The organism is Bacillus cereus group sp. BfR-BA-01523 (genome assembly GCF_022662615.1).
Taxonomy (GTDB): Bacteria; Bacillota; Bacilli; order Bacillales; family Bacillaceae_G; genus Bacillus_A; species Bacillus_A mycoides.
The window spans coordinates 690,827-706,375 of sequence record NZ_JAKUDX010000002.1; the positions used below are offsets into that span (position 1 = coordinate 690,827).

The window sequence follows — 15,549 nt, forward strand, 5'->3', positions numbered from 1 at the left end:
TGTTAGTAGGGGAAGGTCCATACTAACAAACATGAAAATTAAAATATTAATAGCGGACGATAATTCTTTTATTAGAGAAGGCATGAAAATTATTTTAAATACATACGAAGAGTTTGAAGTATTAGATACTGTAAATGATGGGAAAGAGGCTGTAGCGTATTGTAAAAAGTATGAAGTTGATATCGCACTTTTAGATGTTCGTATGCCAAACATGAACGGGGTAGAGGCGACGAAGTTAATTTGTGAAGAGACAAAAACGAAGCCTCTCATTTTAACGACGTTTGATGATGATGAATATATTTTGGATGCAGTAAAAAACGGAGCGAAAGGTTATTTGTTAAAAAATAATGATCCGGAGCGTATTCGTGATGCGATAAAAGGAGTTTATAACGGTCAAACTGTTATGCAAGATGTAGTGCTTGATAAAATTAAGTCTAATTTAATGGAAAGTAAAGAGGAAGAATCTAAAATTGATAAGAGTCTTTTTACAGAAAGAGAGCTTAGTATTATCGCATTAATTGCGAAAGGCTTTTCGAATAAAGAAATTTCGAAGCAACTTTTCATATCTGAAGGAACGATTGCAAATTATATTACATCAGTTTTAGGGAAAACTGGACTAGAACATCGCACGCAAATTGCGATTTATTACTTAACAGGGAAAGTAGATTAATGTTATGGAATTTTGGTTAACTGTAAGTAAACTTATTGTCTTTTTATATATAGTGTTTAGCTACATTCATTTAAATGTTACGAACTTACCGTGGATTATACTTACTTTGCTTTTATATCTTTCTGTCAATGTGTTGATCTCTATATTTAAAAAAGATACGTACAAAAACATATTAACTTGTGTGTCAATTGGCGTAGTTATGTTATTTACATGGAAGGTTCATCCGTTTTTTATTTTGTTTTTACCTTTGAACTTATATGAAATTGCAAATTATTACATAAAAAAGAAATGGTTAATCTTTTTCATTATGATTCTTCCTATTATTTTTATAGGTGAAGGTATTCAAATGATGTATGGACTTATTAGTGCATTTTGTTTTTTTTCCTTAACGATAGCTCATCGCTATATAGCACGATTATTAAAACTAGAAATGCAAAATGATAAAATGAGAAAAGACATACAAAGACTTACGAAAAGTTTAAATGAAAATAAAGATTACATAAGGCAATCTGAATACACATTTAAATTAGAGGAAAGAAATCGACTATCTCAAGAAATTCATGATAAAATCGGTCACTCAATGACAGGTGCACTTATTCAAATGGAAGCAGCGAAGAGATTAATGGAAATAGATAAAGTGAAATCTGCTGAGTTATTACAAAATGCAATTCATATTTCAAAAGATGGAATTGAAAGCATTCGGATTACATTAAAAAATATGAAGCCACCAACTGAGCAAATTGGTATTCATCGTATGAAATTATTCATAGAGGAATTTGCCGGTAAGCATGATATAAATATTCCTTTCGTATATAAAGGGAATTTAGATATGATTTCACCGATTCAGTGGAAGATTATCGGTGAAAATGTTACGGAGGCACTAACAAACGCGATGAAATATGCTGATGCGACAGTCATTTCAATAGATATTCATGTACTGAACAAGATGGTGAAAGTACAAGTGAAGGATAATGGTAAAGGTGCAGCTCTTGTTAAGAAAGGCCTCGGTATTATGGGAATGGAGGAGCGAACAGCATCAGTAAACGGAAAAATTATTGTAGATGGAACAAGTGGTTTTTCAGTAACAATGTTATTGCCGATATAAGAGGATGAGACGAGGATGAATCATCTCATATGAAAAAAGTGAATAATCTCATGTGAAAAGGGTGAACTTCTGCACTGAGCAGGTTCATTCTTTTTGTTTATAATAAAAGCAGAGAAACCGAAATAGGGGTGAAATGATGAACACATTGGAAATTAAAAATTTAACGAAAAAATTTGGTGACTTCATCGCAGTAGATAATATGTCTTTATCTATTAAAGAAGGAGAGATATTTGGCTTTTTAGGATCAAATGGTGCTGGTAAAAGTACAACGATTAATATGATTGCTGGTTTGTTAAGAAGTAATGAAGGTGAAATTAGCATACTAGGAAAAAATATAAAGAAACATAATCGATTTGCGAAAATGAATATCGGTATCGTTCCGCAAGATATTGCGATTTATGAAGAGCTAACTGCCTATGAAAATGTGAAATTCTTTGCTGGATTGTATGGATTACGAGGAGCCGAGCTAAAAGCGAGAGTAGAGGAAGCACTTCAATTTGTAGGCCTTAGTGATAAACATAAAAGTTATCCGAAAAACTTTTCTGGCGGGATGAAACGAAGACTGAATATCGCTTGTGCAATCGCTCATAGACCGAAGTTAATTATTATGGATGAACCGACAGTTGGAATTGATCCGCAGTCAAGGAACTACATTCTTCAGTCTGTCCGAAAATTAAATGAAATGGGAAGTACGATTATTTATACGAGTCACTACATGGAAGAAGTAGAAGAGATTTGTACGAAAATAGCAATTGTCGATCACGGTAAAGTAATTGCAGAAGGAACGAAAGAACAGTTAAAAGCAATTATTACAGATACGAAAGATATTTGGATTGAAGTAAAGTCAGTAGAAAATTTAGATGTAGAAAATTTAAAAGAGATAAATGGTGTGAAAGCTGTTCAAATTGAAGAGAACGTAATCAAGGTAAACTCGGATGCAGGATTAAATAATTTAAATAAAATTATTCAGCATTTCATTAATCATGACATTGAAATTCGTTCGTTAGAGGAGCAGGCTCCAAACTTAGAAACAGTATTTCTTACGTTAACTGGAAGAAACTTACGAGATAAATAAAGGTAAATGAAGAAAAGGTAAAGGGAGGTTCATCAATTGAACATCTTTAACATTGCAGTGATGCACATTAAAAGAGATTTCAGGGACGTAAGAACTTTAGTTTTTATGTTAGCATTTCCGATTGTACTTATGCTTGTGTTAGGAACAGCGTTAACGAATGCATTTAATAGCGATAGTCAATCGTTTAAGGATATACAAGTGCTATATAAAGATGAAGCAAGTAGCACGTTTTCTCAATCATTTGAAGCATTTACGAAAGAAGTCGATAAATCAGGTATTCATTTTAAAAAAGCTTCCGAAGGTATAGATGGGAAAGAAGAAGTGAAGCAAAATAAATATGCTGCTTATGTAGAGTTAAATAAAGATGGTGCAAAATTTTATGGAAGTGACAAAAGTAGTATTGAGGGAAGTGTTGTGGAAGGCATGCTTACAACATTTGTTGATAAGTACAACGTAGTGGCCGAAGTTGCAAAAGTAGACCCGAGTAAGGTTAGCGCAGTTATTTCAAACGGAAATCATAATGATTATATTAAAGAAACATCTTTACAAGCTGCTAAAAAACCAGGTTCTATGGATTACTATGCGGTTGTAATGACGACGATGATTGCACTGTACGCTGCAATGGGGGCGAGTTTTTTAATTCGAGGAGAACGAATACGTAAAACAGGAGATCGTTTAATTGCAGCACCTATAAGTAAGGCTGAAATTTTCATTGGGAAAGTGCTCGGTAGTCTTGTAGCGAATGCACTTTGTCTATTACTTGTCGTATTATTTAGTAAATTTGTTTTTCAAGCGAATTGGGGCGACCATATTGGAATCATATTTATTATTTTACTAACAGAAGTCTTTTTAGCAATTAGCTTCGGTTTAGGAATCGGATATATTACAAAAACAGGTGAGGCATCTAGAGCGATTATTATGGTTGTTGTGCAATTAGCGTCTATTTTTGGTGGTGCGTATTTCGTAGTGGAAGAAAATTTCGTTACGAATTTATCACCATTAACGTGGGCAAACACAGCTATTATGAAAATTATTTATGCAAATGATGTAGGAGCGGCACTGCCGGTAATATCTTTAAATCTTGGGATTTCAGCAATCTTCTTATTAATTGCGATTATTGCATTACGTAGACGGGAGGGGCTATAGTATGAAAGATATTTTATGGCTCATACAAAAAACGTTATCTGTGCTTCTGAAAAATAAAAAGGGGTTACTCATTATTATTAGCTTGCCGATAATAGGAACGCTCATTTCCTTTTCGATATATGGGAATGTAGGGCAAGGAACGTTAAATATTGGGGTTATAAATAAAGAAAATCAACCTATCGCAAATGATACAGTGAAATTTTTAGAAGGACTCAATCATGTAAATGTTAGTAAAATTAAGGAATCTGAAGTGGAAGATAAACTCACTTCAAAAAAACTTGATGGTGTTATTACATTACAGTCTGGTTTTTCTGAAAGTGTTCGAGAAGGGAAACCGAGTCATATTGAGATTTCATCGATTAAAGGCGATCAAGTAACAGGATTTATAAAATCGTATTTATATAACTATGTTGATAACATCGCTGCGATTAGTAAAGTGGCAGGGGCCGATCAAAGTACGTTTAATAGTATGTACGCGGGTTATCAAAAAAGTTCATTTAAAGTAAAGTCTGAGACACTTGAAGATACTTCAAAAAATAAAGATATGACAAATCAAACGATGGGTTATCTTATTATGTTTATGTTATTTTCAGCAGTGAACTTATCAGGATTTATTTTAAAAGAAAAAGAGAACAGAACGTATTTTAGATTATTATCAACGCCGATTGACGGAAAGAAATTTATATTATCTAATGTCGCAGTAAATATGATGATATTAACAGTACAAATTGTAATTGCAGTATTCTTTATGACGAATGTTTTTCACACAACTATAAATATGCCTTTCATAGTTATGATTGGTGTGCTTATGATATTCGCTTTAATTGCAATTGGTTTATCATTAGTCATTGTGTCTTTTTCAAAAAGTTCAACTGCTTCAAATGCAATGCAAAATATAGTAATAGTACCAACATGTTTACTTGCTGGATGTTATTTCCCGTACGACATTATGCCGAAAGCAGTACAAAAAGTAGCTGATTTCCTTCCGCAGCGTTGGTTACTAGATACGATTTCAAAACTACAGCAAGGCATTCCATTTTCTGAGTTGTATTTAAATATTTTAATTTTATTCGCTTTCGCGATAGCATTCTTCTTAATTGCTATTTATAAGTTTGGAAGAAATAATGATGCGAGGAACTTCATTTAATGAAAAGGTGTGGCGCAATGCCACACCTTTTTTGTATTCGTAATTTAAAGTATCTTTTGTAATATAGGAATGCTTTTGTAGAGCACTTCGTTATGTGAAGCATGCATAACATATTTATTTCCCTCTAGAAGAAAAACGCTATGTAGAACAGCGTTGCCATCACCATATTTTGTAAGTATATCACCGACGACTTTTCCGTCTGTCCATTCCAGTTTTGAATGTGAAGGGACGACTTGTAGATATTGAATCGTTTCTACTCCATCTCCTGCAATGAGTGTAGTTTCAATATTTCTTTTCTCTATAATAAATCTATTTGCATTTAATGTATCGAGGAATGGATTTTTCGTTTTCATCTTACTATAAGGAAGAAATGTAATAGCAGAGCCGGATCTTATAAATAAATAATTTCCGTAATCTTTACAAGGAATAACATCTTGTAATCCTGGAAAGTAACGGTGTATCGCTTCAACTTTATTCATTTTGTGTAAGGTGCTTACGTAGTGAATGTACTGTTCCATATAAAAATGAACGATATTTATTTTAGAAGATGTATGTACTGGGAGAGCACCTCCAGTCCAATAACTATAATTGGGGGGAGATCCAGCGTTTGGTGTACAGAGTATAATAAGTTGCTCCACATCATTTTCATATTCTTCACTTTGAACGTAAGAACGTGCAAGAAGTCCACCCATACTATGACAAACTAAATTTAGTTTGTCGCACCCTGTAAATTTTTTAACATAGGCAATTGTTTTTAATAAATATTTTTGAGTGGAAAAAGCAATACGCTGACGCCAGTCATAAAAACAGATAAACAAGTTTTTATTTCGTTCATAGCCGATACTTTCTAACATTATAATGAATGGTTCATAAATAAACGAAGAAAGCCCAAAGTTCCAATTACCGGTACCAGGAATAATAATATTACTCATTGAACCGAAAAGACCTGGGATAAAAATAATAGGAGTTTTTCTTATTTTCATATTCTGCTCTCCTTTAACTTTGTAACATCCAAAAAGTAGGAAATGCATTTTGAATGAAAATTTATTTTAATGAAACACTACGAAATAGTAAGTAATATGAGTGGAAGGAAATCAAAATGATTAAAAAAATATTGCGAGTCACTTCTATTATTATTGCTATTTTCGTTGTTATTTTAATTTGGATGCATATTGACGTTACGCTCGGAAGGAAAATGGAAGCCGGGAAAAATATGCCGACAGAGTATGCACCTCATTATAGTGACTTTCAATTATATGTAGAAGGGAAGTCGTTTTATAAACAGTTATTTACTGATATAAGTGAAGCGAAGCGATCTATTTACACTTATTTTTATATTTTATCGGATGATAAAAGTAGCCATACTTTTTTAAACTTATTAAAGGAGAAGGCGAAAGAAGGAGTAAACGTCTATTTATCAGTTGATCGCATTAATGATTTATCATTTGAAAGAAAGATGAAAAATGAATTGCGGGAAAGTGGTGTACATTTTACATATAGTAGAAAACCTGAATTGCCATTCGGATTTTATTCACTTCACCATCGTAATCATCGTCGTATTACGACGATTGATGGGGAGATTGGCTATACGGGTGGCTTTAATATGGGGGATGAGTACTTAGGGAAAGATAAGCGATTTGGATATTGGCGTGACTATCATGTACGGATAAGAGGAGAAGGAGCGAAAGATTTAGAAGAACAGTTTGCTTTAGATTGGAAACGAGATACGAAAGAAGATATAAAAAGAAGTACGAATAAAGCGAGTAAAGGGAATACATTACATACGATGGTTAGCTACAATGGACATCATGTCGCTGAAAAATATATAAAGTTAATAAAACAAGCGAAACATTCAATTGTAATTACAACACCTTATTTTATAGCGAAAAATAAAGAATTAATGAATGCTTTAATTGGAGCGCAAAAACGTGGTGTTACAGTAAAAATACTATGGTCATATAAACCAGATATTCCTCTTATTAAAGAGGCAGCGTATCCTTATATTCGTCAAGCTGTTAATAACGGGATTACGGTATATGGTTATAAAAAAGGGATGTTTCATGGAAAGTTAATGCTGATTGATAATGAACTAACTGTTATCGGTACAACGAACATAACTGCACGTAGCTTCTATATTAATGATGAGATGAATTTGTATATTCATGGTGGACCTATCATAGCGCAAGTGAATGAGGCGTTAACGCAAGACATTGGTGATTCGAAAGAGATGACAGAAATATTTTTTGACAACTTATCTTTCTGGGAGCGTTGTAAGGAGAAAGTAGTTGGATGGGTTGATTTTTATTTGTGACGATTAACGAACAAAGGGTGTCTATAAAAGGCACCCTTTGTTAATGAAAAATACTATTTTTCATGCACAAGCATCGAAACATCATCATTAATCAACGTCCCAACATGTTCACCTAAACAAATTCTTTTCATAACGCCAGGCTCATCAAAGTTAAAGACGTGTGCCGGTAAATTATAATCTCGAGCAAGTAATAAAGCGGCTTGATCCATTACTTGTATGTTTTGCCTAACAATATCGTTATAGTTCAGTTTACTGTACATTTTCGCAGATTTGTTATGTTTCGGATCACTTGTAAAGACACCGTCTACTCCTTGTTTTGCGACTAAAATGGCGTCGCTATTCATTTCAATGGCTCTTTGTACACTTGGGTAATCTGTTGTAACGAATGGTTGCCCGTTACCACCACCGAATATGACAACATAACCGTTATCTAAATGATGTACTGCACGTAGGCGAATATATGGTTCAGCTACTGCATTAAAAGGGATGGAAGTCATAACGCGTACTTCTCTATCTGTTTTACTTGTTAAAACGCCGCGAAGCATTAAGCTGTTAATAATCGTACCTAGCGTACCGATATTATCAGCTTCTACACGATCAATTCCCCATTCTTCAGCTAGATGACCTCTGAAAATGTTACCGCCGCCGATGACAATGGATACTTCGATATCTAGGTCAATAATGGATATTATTTCGTTTGCGATATGTTCTAATCGTTTGGAGTTAAAGCTATTTCCAGATTGATCAGCAAGTGCGCCGCCACTTAGTTTAATTAGGACGCGTTTATATGGTTTCATAACAATTCCCCCTATATAGATTGCAATAAAAAAGGAACAAAGGCGAATGCCTTTGTTCCTTCGTAAGAAAATGAAATAGAAAAGAAATAGATATGATGAACTTCTTCACGTGATTTTTCATAACATCCACTCCTTTTCATCCCCATTTATTTAGAATACGTATATCTTTTAGATTATACGAAATAATCTGATGTTTTATCAAGGTTATTTTATTTCTTTTTTATAAAAAAGTGTCAATGAATATTATAAGAAATAAATTTGAATTTTTTGTGACGAACTTGTAGGTTTTTGTATGATTTTGTAGGTTCGCCTATATGATGTGTGAGTAAGCTTTTATAAATACGAAATGAAAGCGTTCGCATAAAAGGGGATGAACATAAATGAAAAAATTCGGATTGGCAACACAAATTTTTGTCGCACTTGTTTTAGGGATTGTAGTAGGGGCAGTCTTTTATGGCAATAAAACGGCGATTTCTTATATCACACCAATTGGGGATATATTTATTCATTTAATTAAGATGATTGTAGTACCAATTGTTATTTCAGCATTAATTGTTGCGGTAGCTGGTGTAGGTGATATGAAAAAGCTTGGGAAACTGGGTGGTAAGACAATTCTTTATTTCGAAATTATTACGACGATTGCTATTTTAATGGGATTACTTGCAGCAAATATATTCCAACCAGGTACTGGCGTTGATATGAGTAATTTACAGCAAAGTGATATTTCTTCTTATAAACAAACAGCAGATGCAACAGAGAAGAAAGGCTTTGCAGAAACGATTGTTCATATTGTACCGAAAAATATATTTGAGTCTATTACACAAGGTGACTTATTACCGATTATATTCTTCTCAGTACTATTCGGTTTAGGAGTTGCAGCAATCGGAGAAAAAGGAAAGCCTGTTTTTAACTTTTTTGAAGGTGTGCTCGAAGCGATGTTCTGGGTTACAAATCAAGTGATGAAATTCGCACCATTTGGTGTATTCGCATTAATTGCTGTTACGGTTGCAAAATTTGGTGTAGCAACACTACTTCCTTTAGGAAAACTAGTGCTAGCTGTATACGTAACTGTTATACTATTCGTTGTGATTGTATTAGGTATTAATGCGCGAATGGTTGGAGTAAATATTTTTACATTAATGAAAATTTTAAAAGAAGAACTTATTCTTTCATTTACGACAGCAAGTTCAGAAGCTGTTTTACCTAATATAATGAGAAAAATGGAAGAGTTCGGTTGTCCAAAGGCAGTTGCCTCTTTCGTAATTCCGACAGGTTATACATTTAACTTGACTGGATCAGCTATTTATCAAGCGTTAGCGGCATTGTTTGTTGCACAAATGTACGGTGTACACATGTCACTGACGGAGCAAATAACGCTATTATTCGTTCTCATGTTAACATCCAAAGGTATGGCGGGAGTTCCGGGTGCATCATTCGTTGTTGTATTAGCGACGTTAGGATCAATGGGCTTACCGCTAGAAGGCATCGCATTAATTGCGGGAATTGACCGCATTTTAGATATGATTCGCTCAGCTGTCAATGTATTAGGAAATGCATTAGCTGCCATTGTTATGTCGAAGTGGGAAGGCGAATTCGATGATGAGAAAGCAAAACAATATGTAGAAACGGTCAAACAAACAAAAGCAGCGTAAGAGATTGTTAAGGAGTGAGTAATCATGGCAACATTAACTGAAGTTAAAAATGGAGTACGAATTGAAAAAGATTTTTTAGGTGAAAAAGAAGTACCAAATTATGCGTACTACGGTGTACAAACAATGCGTGCAGTAGAGAATTTCCCGATTACAGGATACAAAGTTCATGAAGGTTTAATTAAAGCGTTAGCAATTGTAAAAAAAGCGGCAGCACTTGCTAATGCAGATGTAGGAAGATTGGAATTGAAAAAGGGTGGTGCTATCGTAGAAGCATCACAAGAAATCCTTGAGGGGAAATGGCATGATCATTTCATCGTTGATCCAATTCAGGGCGGTGCAGGAACTTCAATGAATATGAACGCAAATGAAGTCATTGCCAATCGTGCCCTTGAATTATTAGGAATGGAAAAGGGAGACTATGATTATATTAGTCCAAACAGTCATGTAAATATGGCACAATCAACAAACGATGCATTCCCAACAGCGATTCATATTGCAACATTAAATGCATTAGAAGGCTTATTACAAACAATGGGTTATATGCATGATGTATTTGAATTAAAAGCAGAACAGTTCGATCATGTTATTAAAATGGGTCGTACACATTTACAAGATGCTGTGCCAATTCGTCTTGGACAAGAATTTAAAGCATACTCCCGCGTACTTGAACGTGACATGAAACGTATCAAGCAATCACGTCAACATTTATATGAAGTGAACATGGGAGCAACTGCAGTTGGTACAGGCCTAAATGCAGATCCAGAATATATTGAAGCAGTTGTAAAACATTTAGCTACAATTAGTGAACTACCACTTGTTGGTGCAGAAGATTTAGTAGATGCAACTCAAAATACGGATGCGTACACTGAAGTATCTGCAGCACTTAAAGTATGTATGATGAACATGTCTAAAATTGCGAACGACCTTCGTCTAATGGCATCAGGTCCACGCGTTGGATTAGCGGAAATTATGCTACCAGCTCGTCAACCAGGTTCATCTATTATGCCAGGGAAAGTAAACCCTGTTATGCCAGAAGTAATTAATCAAATTGCGTTCCAAGTAATTGGTAACGACCATACAATTTGCCTTGCTTCAGAAGCAGGACAATTAGAATTAAATGTTATGGAACCAGTACTTGTTTTCAACTTACTTCAATCTATTAGCATTATGAATAACGGTTTCCGTGCCTTTACAGATAATTGCTTAAAAGGAATTGAAGCGAATGAAGATCGCTTAAAAGAGTACGTTGAGAAGAGTGTAGGAATTATTACAGCCGTGAATCCTCATATCGGCTATGAAGCAGCAGCTCGTGTTGCGAAAGAAGCAATTGCGACAGGGCAATCCGTTCGAGAACTATGTGTGAAAAATGGTGTATTGTCACAAGCAGAATTAGAGTTAATTCTAGATCCATTCGAAATGACACACCCAGGGATTGCAGGAGCAACTCTTTTAAAGAAAAATTAAAAGAAGAGGGGGACAATCCCCTCTTTTTTGTTTACAATATAGAAATGCTATATATGAATAGAGGTAGGGATGTTATGAGTAAGTTTACAGTGGCTTCTAATGGTGCATTAGAAACAACATTAAGAGGAGCAGAAGTATTATCAACACCACTTTTAAATAAAGGGGTAGCTTTCACACAAGAGGAAAGAGAAGAGTTAGGTTTAAAAGGGTTATTACCGCCAGCGGTTTTAACGTTAGAAGAACAAGCACGCCGAGCATATGAACAATTTAGTTCTCAGCCGGATGATTTATTAAAGAATGTATACTTAACAGCGTTACATGATCGAAATGAAGTGTTATTTTATCGTATTTTAACAGAGCATTTACGTGAAATGTTACCGATTGTATATACACCAACTGTAGGTGTAGCAATTCAAAGATATAGTCATGAATACCGTAAACCACGTGGCATTTATTTATCAATTAACGATCCATCAGGTATTGAAGATGCATTTGCAAATATCGGTGCAACAGCTGAAAACATTGATTTAGTCGTTGTAACGGATGGAGAAGGTATATTAGGAATTGGTGATTGGGGTGTTGGTGGAATTAACATCGCAATCGGGAAATTGGCTGTATATACGGCCGCAGTTGGAATCGATCCTAGCCGTGTATTACCGGTAATTTTAGATGTAGGTACAAATCGTGAGGAATTATTAAACAATCCATTTTATATTGGAAATCGTCACCCTCGTATAACAGGTGAAGCTTACGATGAATTTATTGATACGTTTGTTCAAGCGGTAAATAAACAATTCCCGAAAGCACTTCTACACTGGGAAGACTTCAGTTCTCGAAATGCACGAAAAATTTTAGATAAATATCGTCATGACGTTTGTACGTTTAATGATGATATTCAAGGTACAGGGGCAGTTTCACTTGCTGCTGTATTATCGGCAGTAAAAGCTTCTGGTGTACCGTTAAGTGAACACCGTGTAGTTGTGTTTGGTGCTGGTACGGCTGGAATCGGTATCGCAGATCAAGTAAGAGATGCAATGGTTCGTGTCGGCTTATCAGACGAAGAATCACATAATCGTTTCTGGTGTATTGACCGTAATGGGTTGGTTACAGATAATATGGAAGATCTTCTTGATTTCCAAATTCCATATGCAAGAAAAGAAGCTGAAGTAAGTGATTGGAAACAAAATGATGCTATCGGACTTGCTGAAGTTGTGAAACATGTAAAACCGACAATTTTAATTGGTACATCTACTGTTGCAGGCGCATTTAAAGAGGAAATTATTAAAGAAATGGCTTCTCACGTAGAAAGACCAATCATTTTACCAATGTCGAATCCAACGCCACTTGCTGAAGCGAAACCAGCAGATTTAATCGAGTGGACAGAAGGAAAAGCATTAGTTGCAACAGGAAGCCCGTTTGAACCGGTTACATATAACGGTGTAACGTATGTGATTGGACAGTCAAATAACGCACTTATTTTCCCAGGACTAGGTCTTGGTACAATTGTTGTTCGTGCAAGCGTCATGACGGATGGAATGTTCGCAGCAGCAGCAGAAGCAGTTGCAAGTATGGTAGATACAAGTCAGCCAGGAGCGCCTATTTTGCCAGAAGTTGAAGAGTTACGTAATATCTCTGAACTGGTTGCGATTGAAGTAGCGAAAGTCGCAGTTGCAGAAGGTGTTGCTAGAGAGAACTTAAGTGATGACGATATTAAGATTGCAGTAAAAGAAGCAATATGGGAACCGGAGTATCGCCAAATAAAAGCGGTAGAAAAGGTTAGAATATAGAAATAAAGCCCGTTTATAATTATAAGCGGGCTTTCACTTTTACAATTGAAAAAAAGCATAGGAAGTGGCACCTTTGAATTGGAATCAATTATGGAAGAAAGATATGTATCTTTTAATTATATTAATGGTTGTTGTTCCGATTGCTGGAGAGCTGAATTTTCATCCTTTTAATGATATGTTTCGTGTTAGTTTCGGGACACCACTTTTCTTCTTTTTATTACTATTTTTAAGAAGAGTGCCAGCAGCAGCTGCAGGTATTCTTGTAGGTATATCTGTAGTCTTATTTCGTGTATGTCTTGACTGGGTATTGCAAGGTTCATTCCATATGACAGAATCATTTTATTTGCGTTATCCTGTGTTCTTTTATTATTTTATTTATGGAAGTCTTTTTTCGCTTTGTAGGGTGAATAAGTTTCATCAGAAGCCAATTGTGATAGGATGTCTTGGAATTACAATTGAAATTATCGCAAGTATGTCTGAACTTGCGTTTTATCATATGTTAGTGCTGGGGACAACGATAACAGTTTCTGAAGTGAATAAACTAATTATTATTGCTATTTTCCGTAGTTTCTTTGCGCTTGGTTTTTTAAATATGATGAACTTGTATGAAACAAAATTAAAAGAATCACAAGTGCGAAAAGAAAATGAAAAAATGTTGCTGCATCTTTCTAACTTATATGTGGAATCTGTTCATTTGAAAAAAACGTTACAAAATGCGGAGTTAATTACACAAACAGCGTATCAATTATATCGGAATTTACAAGCGAACGATGATTCGAGTAGTAAAACAGCATTGAAAATAGCGGGAGAAGTACATGAAATAAAAAAGGATAATCAAAGAATTTTTGCAGGGTTATCTAAACTGTTATTAGATAAAAGTGTGGCTGAGTATGTAGAAGGACATGAGCTTGCGGAAATGATTGTGAGAATAAATGAGAAGTACGCTGAAATGTTGGGAAAAGATATACGTTTTTCTAAACATATAGAAGGTGAGCATGCAGAATATCATGTGTACACGGTCTTATCAATTTTTAATAATTTAGTTGCAAATGCAGTTGAAGCAATTGAGGGTAGAGGTCTCATTATTATTAAGCTATATAAACGAGATAAACATATATTCTTTGAAGTAATTGACGATGGTCCTGGTATTGCACAGAAGTATAAGAAATTAGTATTTAAGCCAGGATTTACTTCAAAGTATGATCAAGCGGGAACACCTTCAACAGGTATTGGACTTTCTTACATAAACGAAATGGTAACAGAGCTAGGTGGAGAAGTGAGATTAGAAGACCGAGAAACTGGCGGAGGGTGTAAGTTTGTCGTTTGTTTACCGGAGTGCAGTTTAAAGCGGGAAGGAGAATGAAGTTGTTTTATTATATCGTAGATGATGATGAAGTTTTCCGCTCCATGCTTTCACAAATTATTGAAGATGGAGATCTTGGGGAAGTAATTGGAGAATCGGAAGACGGAGCTTTTATTGAAGCGGATCAATTAAATTTTAAAAAAGTAGATATTTTATTTATTGATTTATTAATGCCAATGCGAGATGGGATTGAAACAGTTCGCCATATTGCATCCTCTTTTTCAGGGAAAATCATTATGATTTCTCAAGTTGAATCGAAACAGCTTATTGGTGAGGCGTATACACTTGGTGTTGAATATTATATTACGAAACCATTAAATAAAATTGAGGTTGTATCTGTTGTACGTAAAGTAATGGAACGTATTCGTTTAGAGCGCTCTATACATGATATTCAAAAATCATTGAATAACGTTTTTAAGTGGGAACAGCCGCAAGTTCGAAATGAGCCAATGCAGGTAGGAAAAAGAATAGCAGATTCAGGGCGCTATTTATTATCAGAACTCGGTATTGCGGGAGAGAATGGAAGTAAAGATTTACTTAGTATGTTGGAATATTTATATGGACAAGAAAAAGAGCAAACGTTTGAATTTGGATTTCCTGCGCTAAAAGATATCTTTCACCATATAACTATAAGAAAATTAGAGAATATAGCTTCAGATGCAGATATAGATAAGGAGAGAAAAGCATCTGAACAAAGGGTACGTAGAGCGATTTATCAATCGTTAAATCACTTAGCTTCCCTTGGATTAACAGACTTTTCAAATCCTAAATTTGAAAGCTATGCTCCGAAATTTTTTGATTTCACTATAGTTAGAAAACGGATGACAGAAATGACAAAAGATGAAGTAGCGGCTTCTGGTCATATACGTATTAATACGAAGAAGTTTATTCAAGTGTTGTATTTTGAGGCAAAACGGTTGATGGAGATAGAATGAAAAGAGATAAGTGTTTCAGATTGTAGACAAAGTCTTGTTCGAGTGACATTGAGTTTCTTGGTGCTTAACATGCTTTTGACTCTCTTTTTTAATTAGA

Annotated in this window: 13 protein-coding genes; 11 read left to right on the forward strand and 2 right to left on the reverse strand. The window is 34.8% G+C overall.

Annotation, left to right across the window (positions count from 1 at the left end):
- The first annotated feature begins 31 nt into the window (after positions 1 to 31).
- From MR066_RS08025 to MR066_RS08045, 5 genes are all read left to right on the forward strand, one after another.
- Positions 32 to 670 carry a response regulator transcription factor gene (locus tag MR066_RS08025; RefSeq protein WP_002012250.1) on the forward strand — a complete coding sequence of 213 codons (639 nt, stop codon included), beginning with the start codon at positions 32 to 34 and terminating at the stop codon, positions 668 to 670.
- A gap of 4 nt (positions 671 to 674) precedes the next feature.
- Positions 675 to 1,775 carry a sensor histidine kinase gene (locus MR066_RS08030; RefSeq protein WP_242246615.1) on the forward strand — a complete coding sequence of 367 codons (1,101 nt, stop codon included), beginning with the start codon at positions 675 to 677 and terminating at the stop codon, positions 1,773 to 1,775.
- 136 nt (positions 1,776 to 1,911) lie between these two features.
- Positions 1,912 to 2,850, forward strand: a complete 939-nt coding sequence (locus MR066_RS08035) for an ABC transporter ATP-binding protein (RefSeq protein ID WP_002086377.1) — start codon at positions 1,912 to 1,914, stop codon at positions 2,848 to 2,850.
- Between the two features lie 36 nt (positions 2,851 to 2,886).
- A complete protein-coding gene (locus MR066_RS08040) occupies positions 2,887 to 3,996 on the forward strand; it encodes an ABC transporter permease (RefSeq protein WP_242246617.1) in 1,110 nt (369 codons plus the stop codon).
- 1 nt (position 3,997) lies between these two features.
- A complete protein-coding gene (locus MR066_RS08045; RefSeq protein WP_002086373.1) occupies positions 3,998 to 5,143 on the forward strand; it encodes an ABC transporter permease in 1,146 nt (381 codons plus the stop codon).
- A gap of 44 nt (positions 5,144 to 5,187) precedes the next feature.
- Here the strand turns inward: MR066_RS08045 and MR066_RS08050 are convergent, their stop codons facing one another.
- On the reverse strand, positions 5,188 to 6,126 hold the full coding sequence (locus MR066_RS08050) for an esterase/lipase family protein (protein ID WP_242246619.1): 939 nt from the start codon (positions 6,124 to 6,126) through the stop codon (positions 5,188 to 5,190).
- Positions 6,127 to 6,242: 116 nt separating this feature from the next.
- Here MR066_RS08050 and MR066_RS08055 point away from each other — a divergent pair, with 116 nt between their 5' ends.
- Positions 6,243 to 7,454 carry a phospholipase D-like domain-containing protein gene (locus MR066_RS08055; RefSeq protein ID WP_242246634.1) on the forward strand — a complete coding sequence of 404 codons (1,212 nt, stop codon included), beginning with the start codon at positions 6,243 to 6,245 and terminating at the stop codon, positions 7,452 to 7,454.
- A 53-nt stretch (positions 7,455 to 7,507) separates the two neighbouring features.
- Here MR066_RS08055 and pyrH read toward each other — a convergent pair whose 3' ends face one another.
- On the reverse strand, positions 7,508 to 8,251 hold the full coding sequence (gene pyrH, locus MR066_RS08060) for a UMP kinase (protein WP_002012233.1): 744 nt from the start codon (positions 8,249 to 8,251) through the stop codon (positions 7,508 to 7,510).
- A 380-nt stretch (positions 8,252 to 8,631) separates the two neighbouring features.
- Here pyrH and MR066_RS08065 point away from each other — a divergent pair, with 380 nt between their 5' ends.
- The 5 genes from MR066_RS08065 to MR066_RS08085 all read left to right on the forward strand — a co-directional run bounded on the left by MR066_RS08065 (position 8,632) and on the right by MR066_RS08085 (position 15,452).
- A complete protein-coding gene (locus tag MR066_RS08065) occupies positions 8,632 to 9,903 on the forward strand; it encodes a cation:dicarboxylate symporter family transporter (protein ID WP_002086365.1) in 1,272 nt (423 codons plus the stop codon).
- A 24-nt stretch (positions 9,904 to 9,927) separates the two neighbouring features.
- A complete protein-coding gene (gene aspA / locus MR066_RS08070) occupies positions 9,928 to 11,367 on the forward strand; it encodes an aspartate ammonia-lyase (RefSeq protein ID WP_242246643.1) in 1,440 nt (479 codons plus the stop codon).
- 74 nt (positions 11,368 to 11,441) lie between these two features.
- A complete protein-coding gene (gene malS / locus MR066_RS08075; protein WP_002012227.1) occupies positions 11,442 to 13,154 on the forward strand; it encodes an oxaloacetate-decarboxylating malate dehydrogenase in 1,713 nt (570 codons plus the stop codon).
- Positions 13,155 to 13,218: 64 nt separating this feature from the next.
- On the forward strand, positions 13,219 to 14,517 hold the full coding sequence (locus MR066_RS08080) for an ATP-binding protein (protein ID WP_215552566.1): 1,299 nt from the start codon (positions 13,219 to 13,221) through the stop codon (positions 14,515 to 14,517).
- A gap of 2 nt (positions 14,518 to 14,519) precedes the next feature.
- Positions 14,520 to 15,452 carry a response regulator gene (locus tag MR066_RS08085; protein ID WP_242246743.1) on the forward strand — a complete coding sequence of 311 codons (933 nt, stop codon included), beginning with the start codon at positions 14,520 to 14,522 and terminating at the stop codon, positions 15,450 to 15,452.
- Positions 15,453 to 15,549: the final 97 nt, after the last annotated feature.

Coding starts and splice junctions, on each gene's coding strand:
- MR066_RS08025 (WP_002012250.1), top strand. CDS start 32: ATGAAAATTAAAATATTAATAGCGGACGATAATTCTTTTATTAGAGAA.
- aspA (WP_242246643.1), top strand. CDS start 9,928: ATGGCAACATTAACTGAAGTTAAAAATGGAGTACGAATTGAAAAAGAT.
- pyrH (WP_002012233.1), bottom strand. CDS start 8,251: ATGAAACCATATAAACGCGTCCTAATTAAACTAAGTGGCGGCGCACTT.
- malS (WP_002012227.1), top strand. CDS start 11,442: ATGAGTAAGTTTACAGTGGCTTCTAATGGTGCATTAGAAACAACATTA.
- MR066_RS08035 (WP_002086377.1), top strand. CDS start 1,912: ATGAACACATTGGAAATTAAAAATTTAACGAAAAAATTTGGTGACTTC.
- MR066_RS08045 (WP_002086373.1), top strand. CDS start 3,998: ATGAAAGATATTTTATGGCTCATACAAAAAACGTTATCTGTGCTTCTG.
- MR066_RS08055 (WP_242246634.1), top strand. CDS start 6,243: ATGATTAAAAAAATATTGCGAGTCACTTCTATTATTATTGCTATTTTC.
- MR066_RS08050 (WP_242246619.1), bottom strand. CDS start 6,126: ATGAAAATAAGAAAAACTCCTATTATTTTTATCCCAGGTCTTTTCGGT.
- MR066_RS08030 (WP_242246615.1), top strand. CDS start 675: ATGGAATTTTGGTTAACTGTAAGTAAACTTATTGTCTTTTTATATATA.
- MR066_RS08065 (WP_002086365.1), top strand. CDS start 8,632: ATGAAAAAATTCGGATTGGCAACACAAATTTTTGTCGCACTTGTTTTA.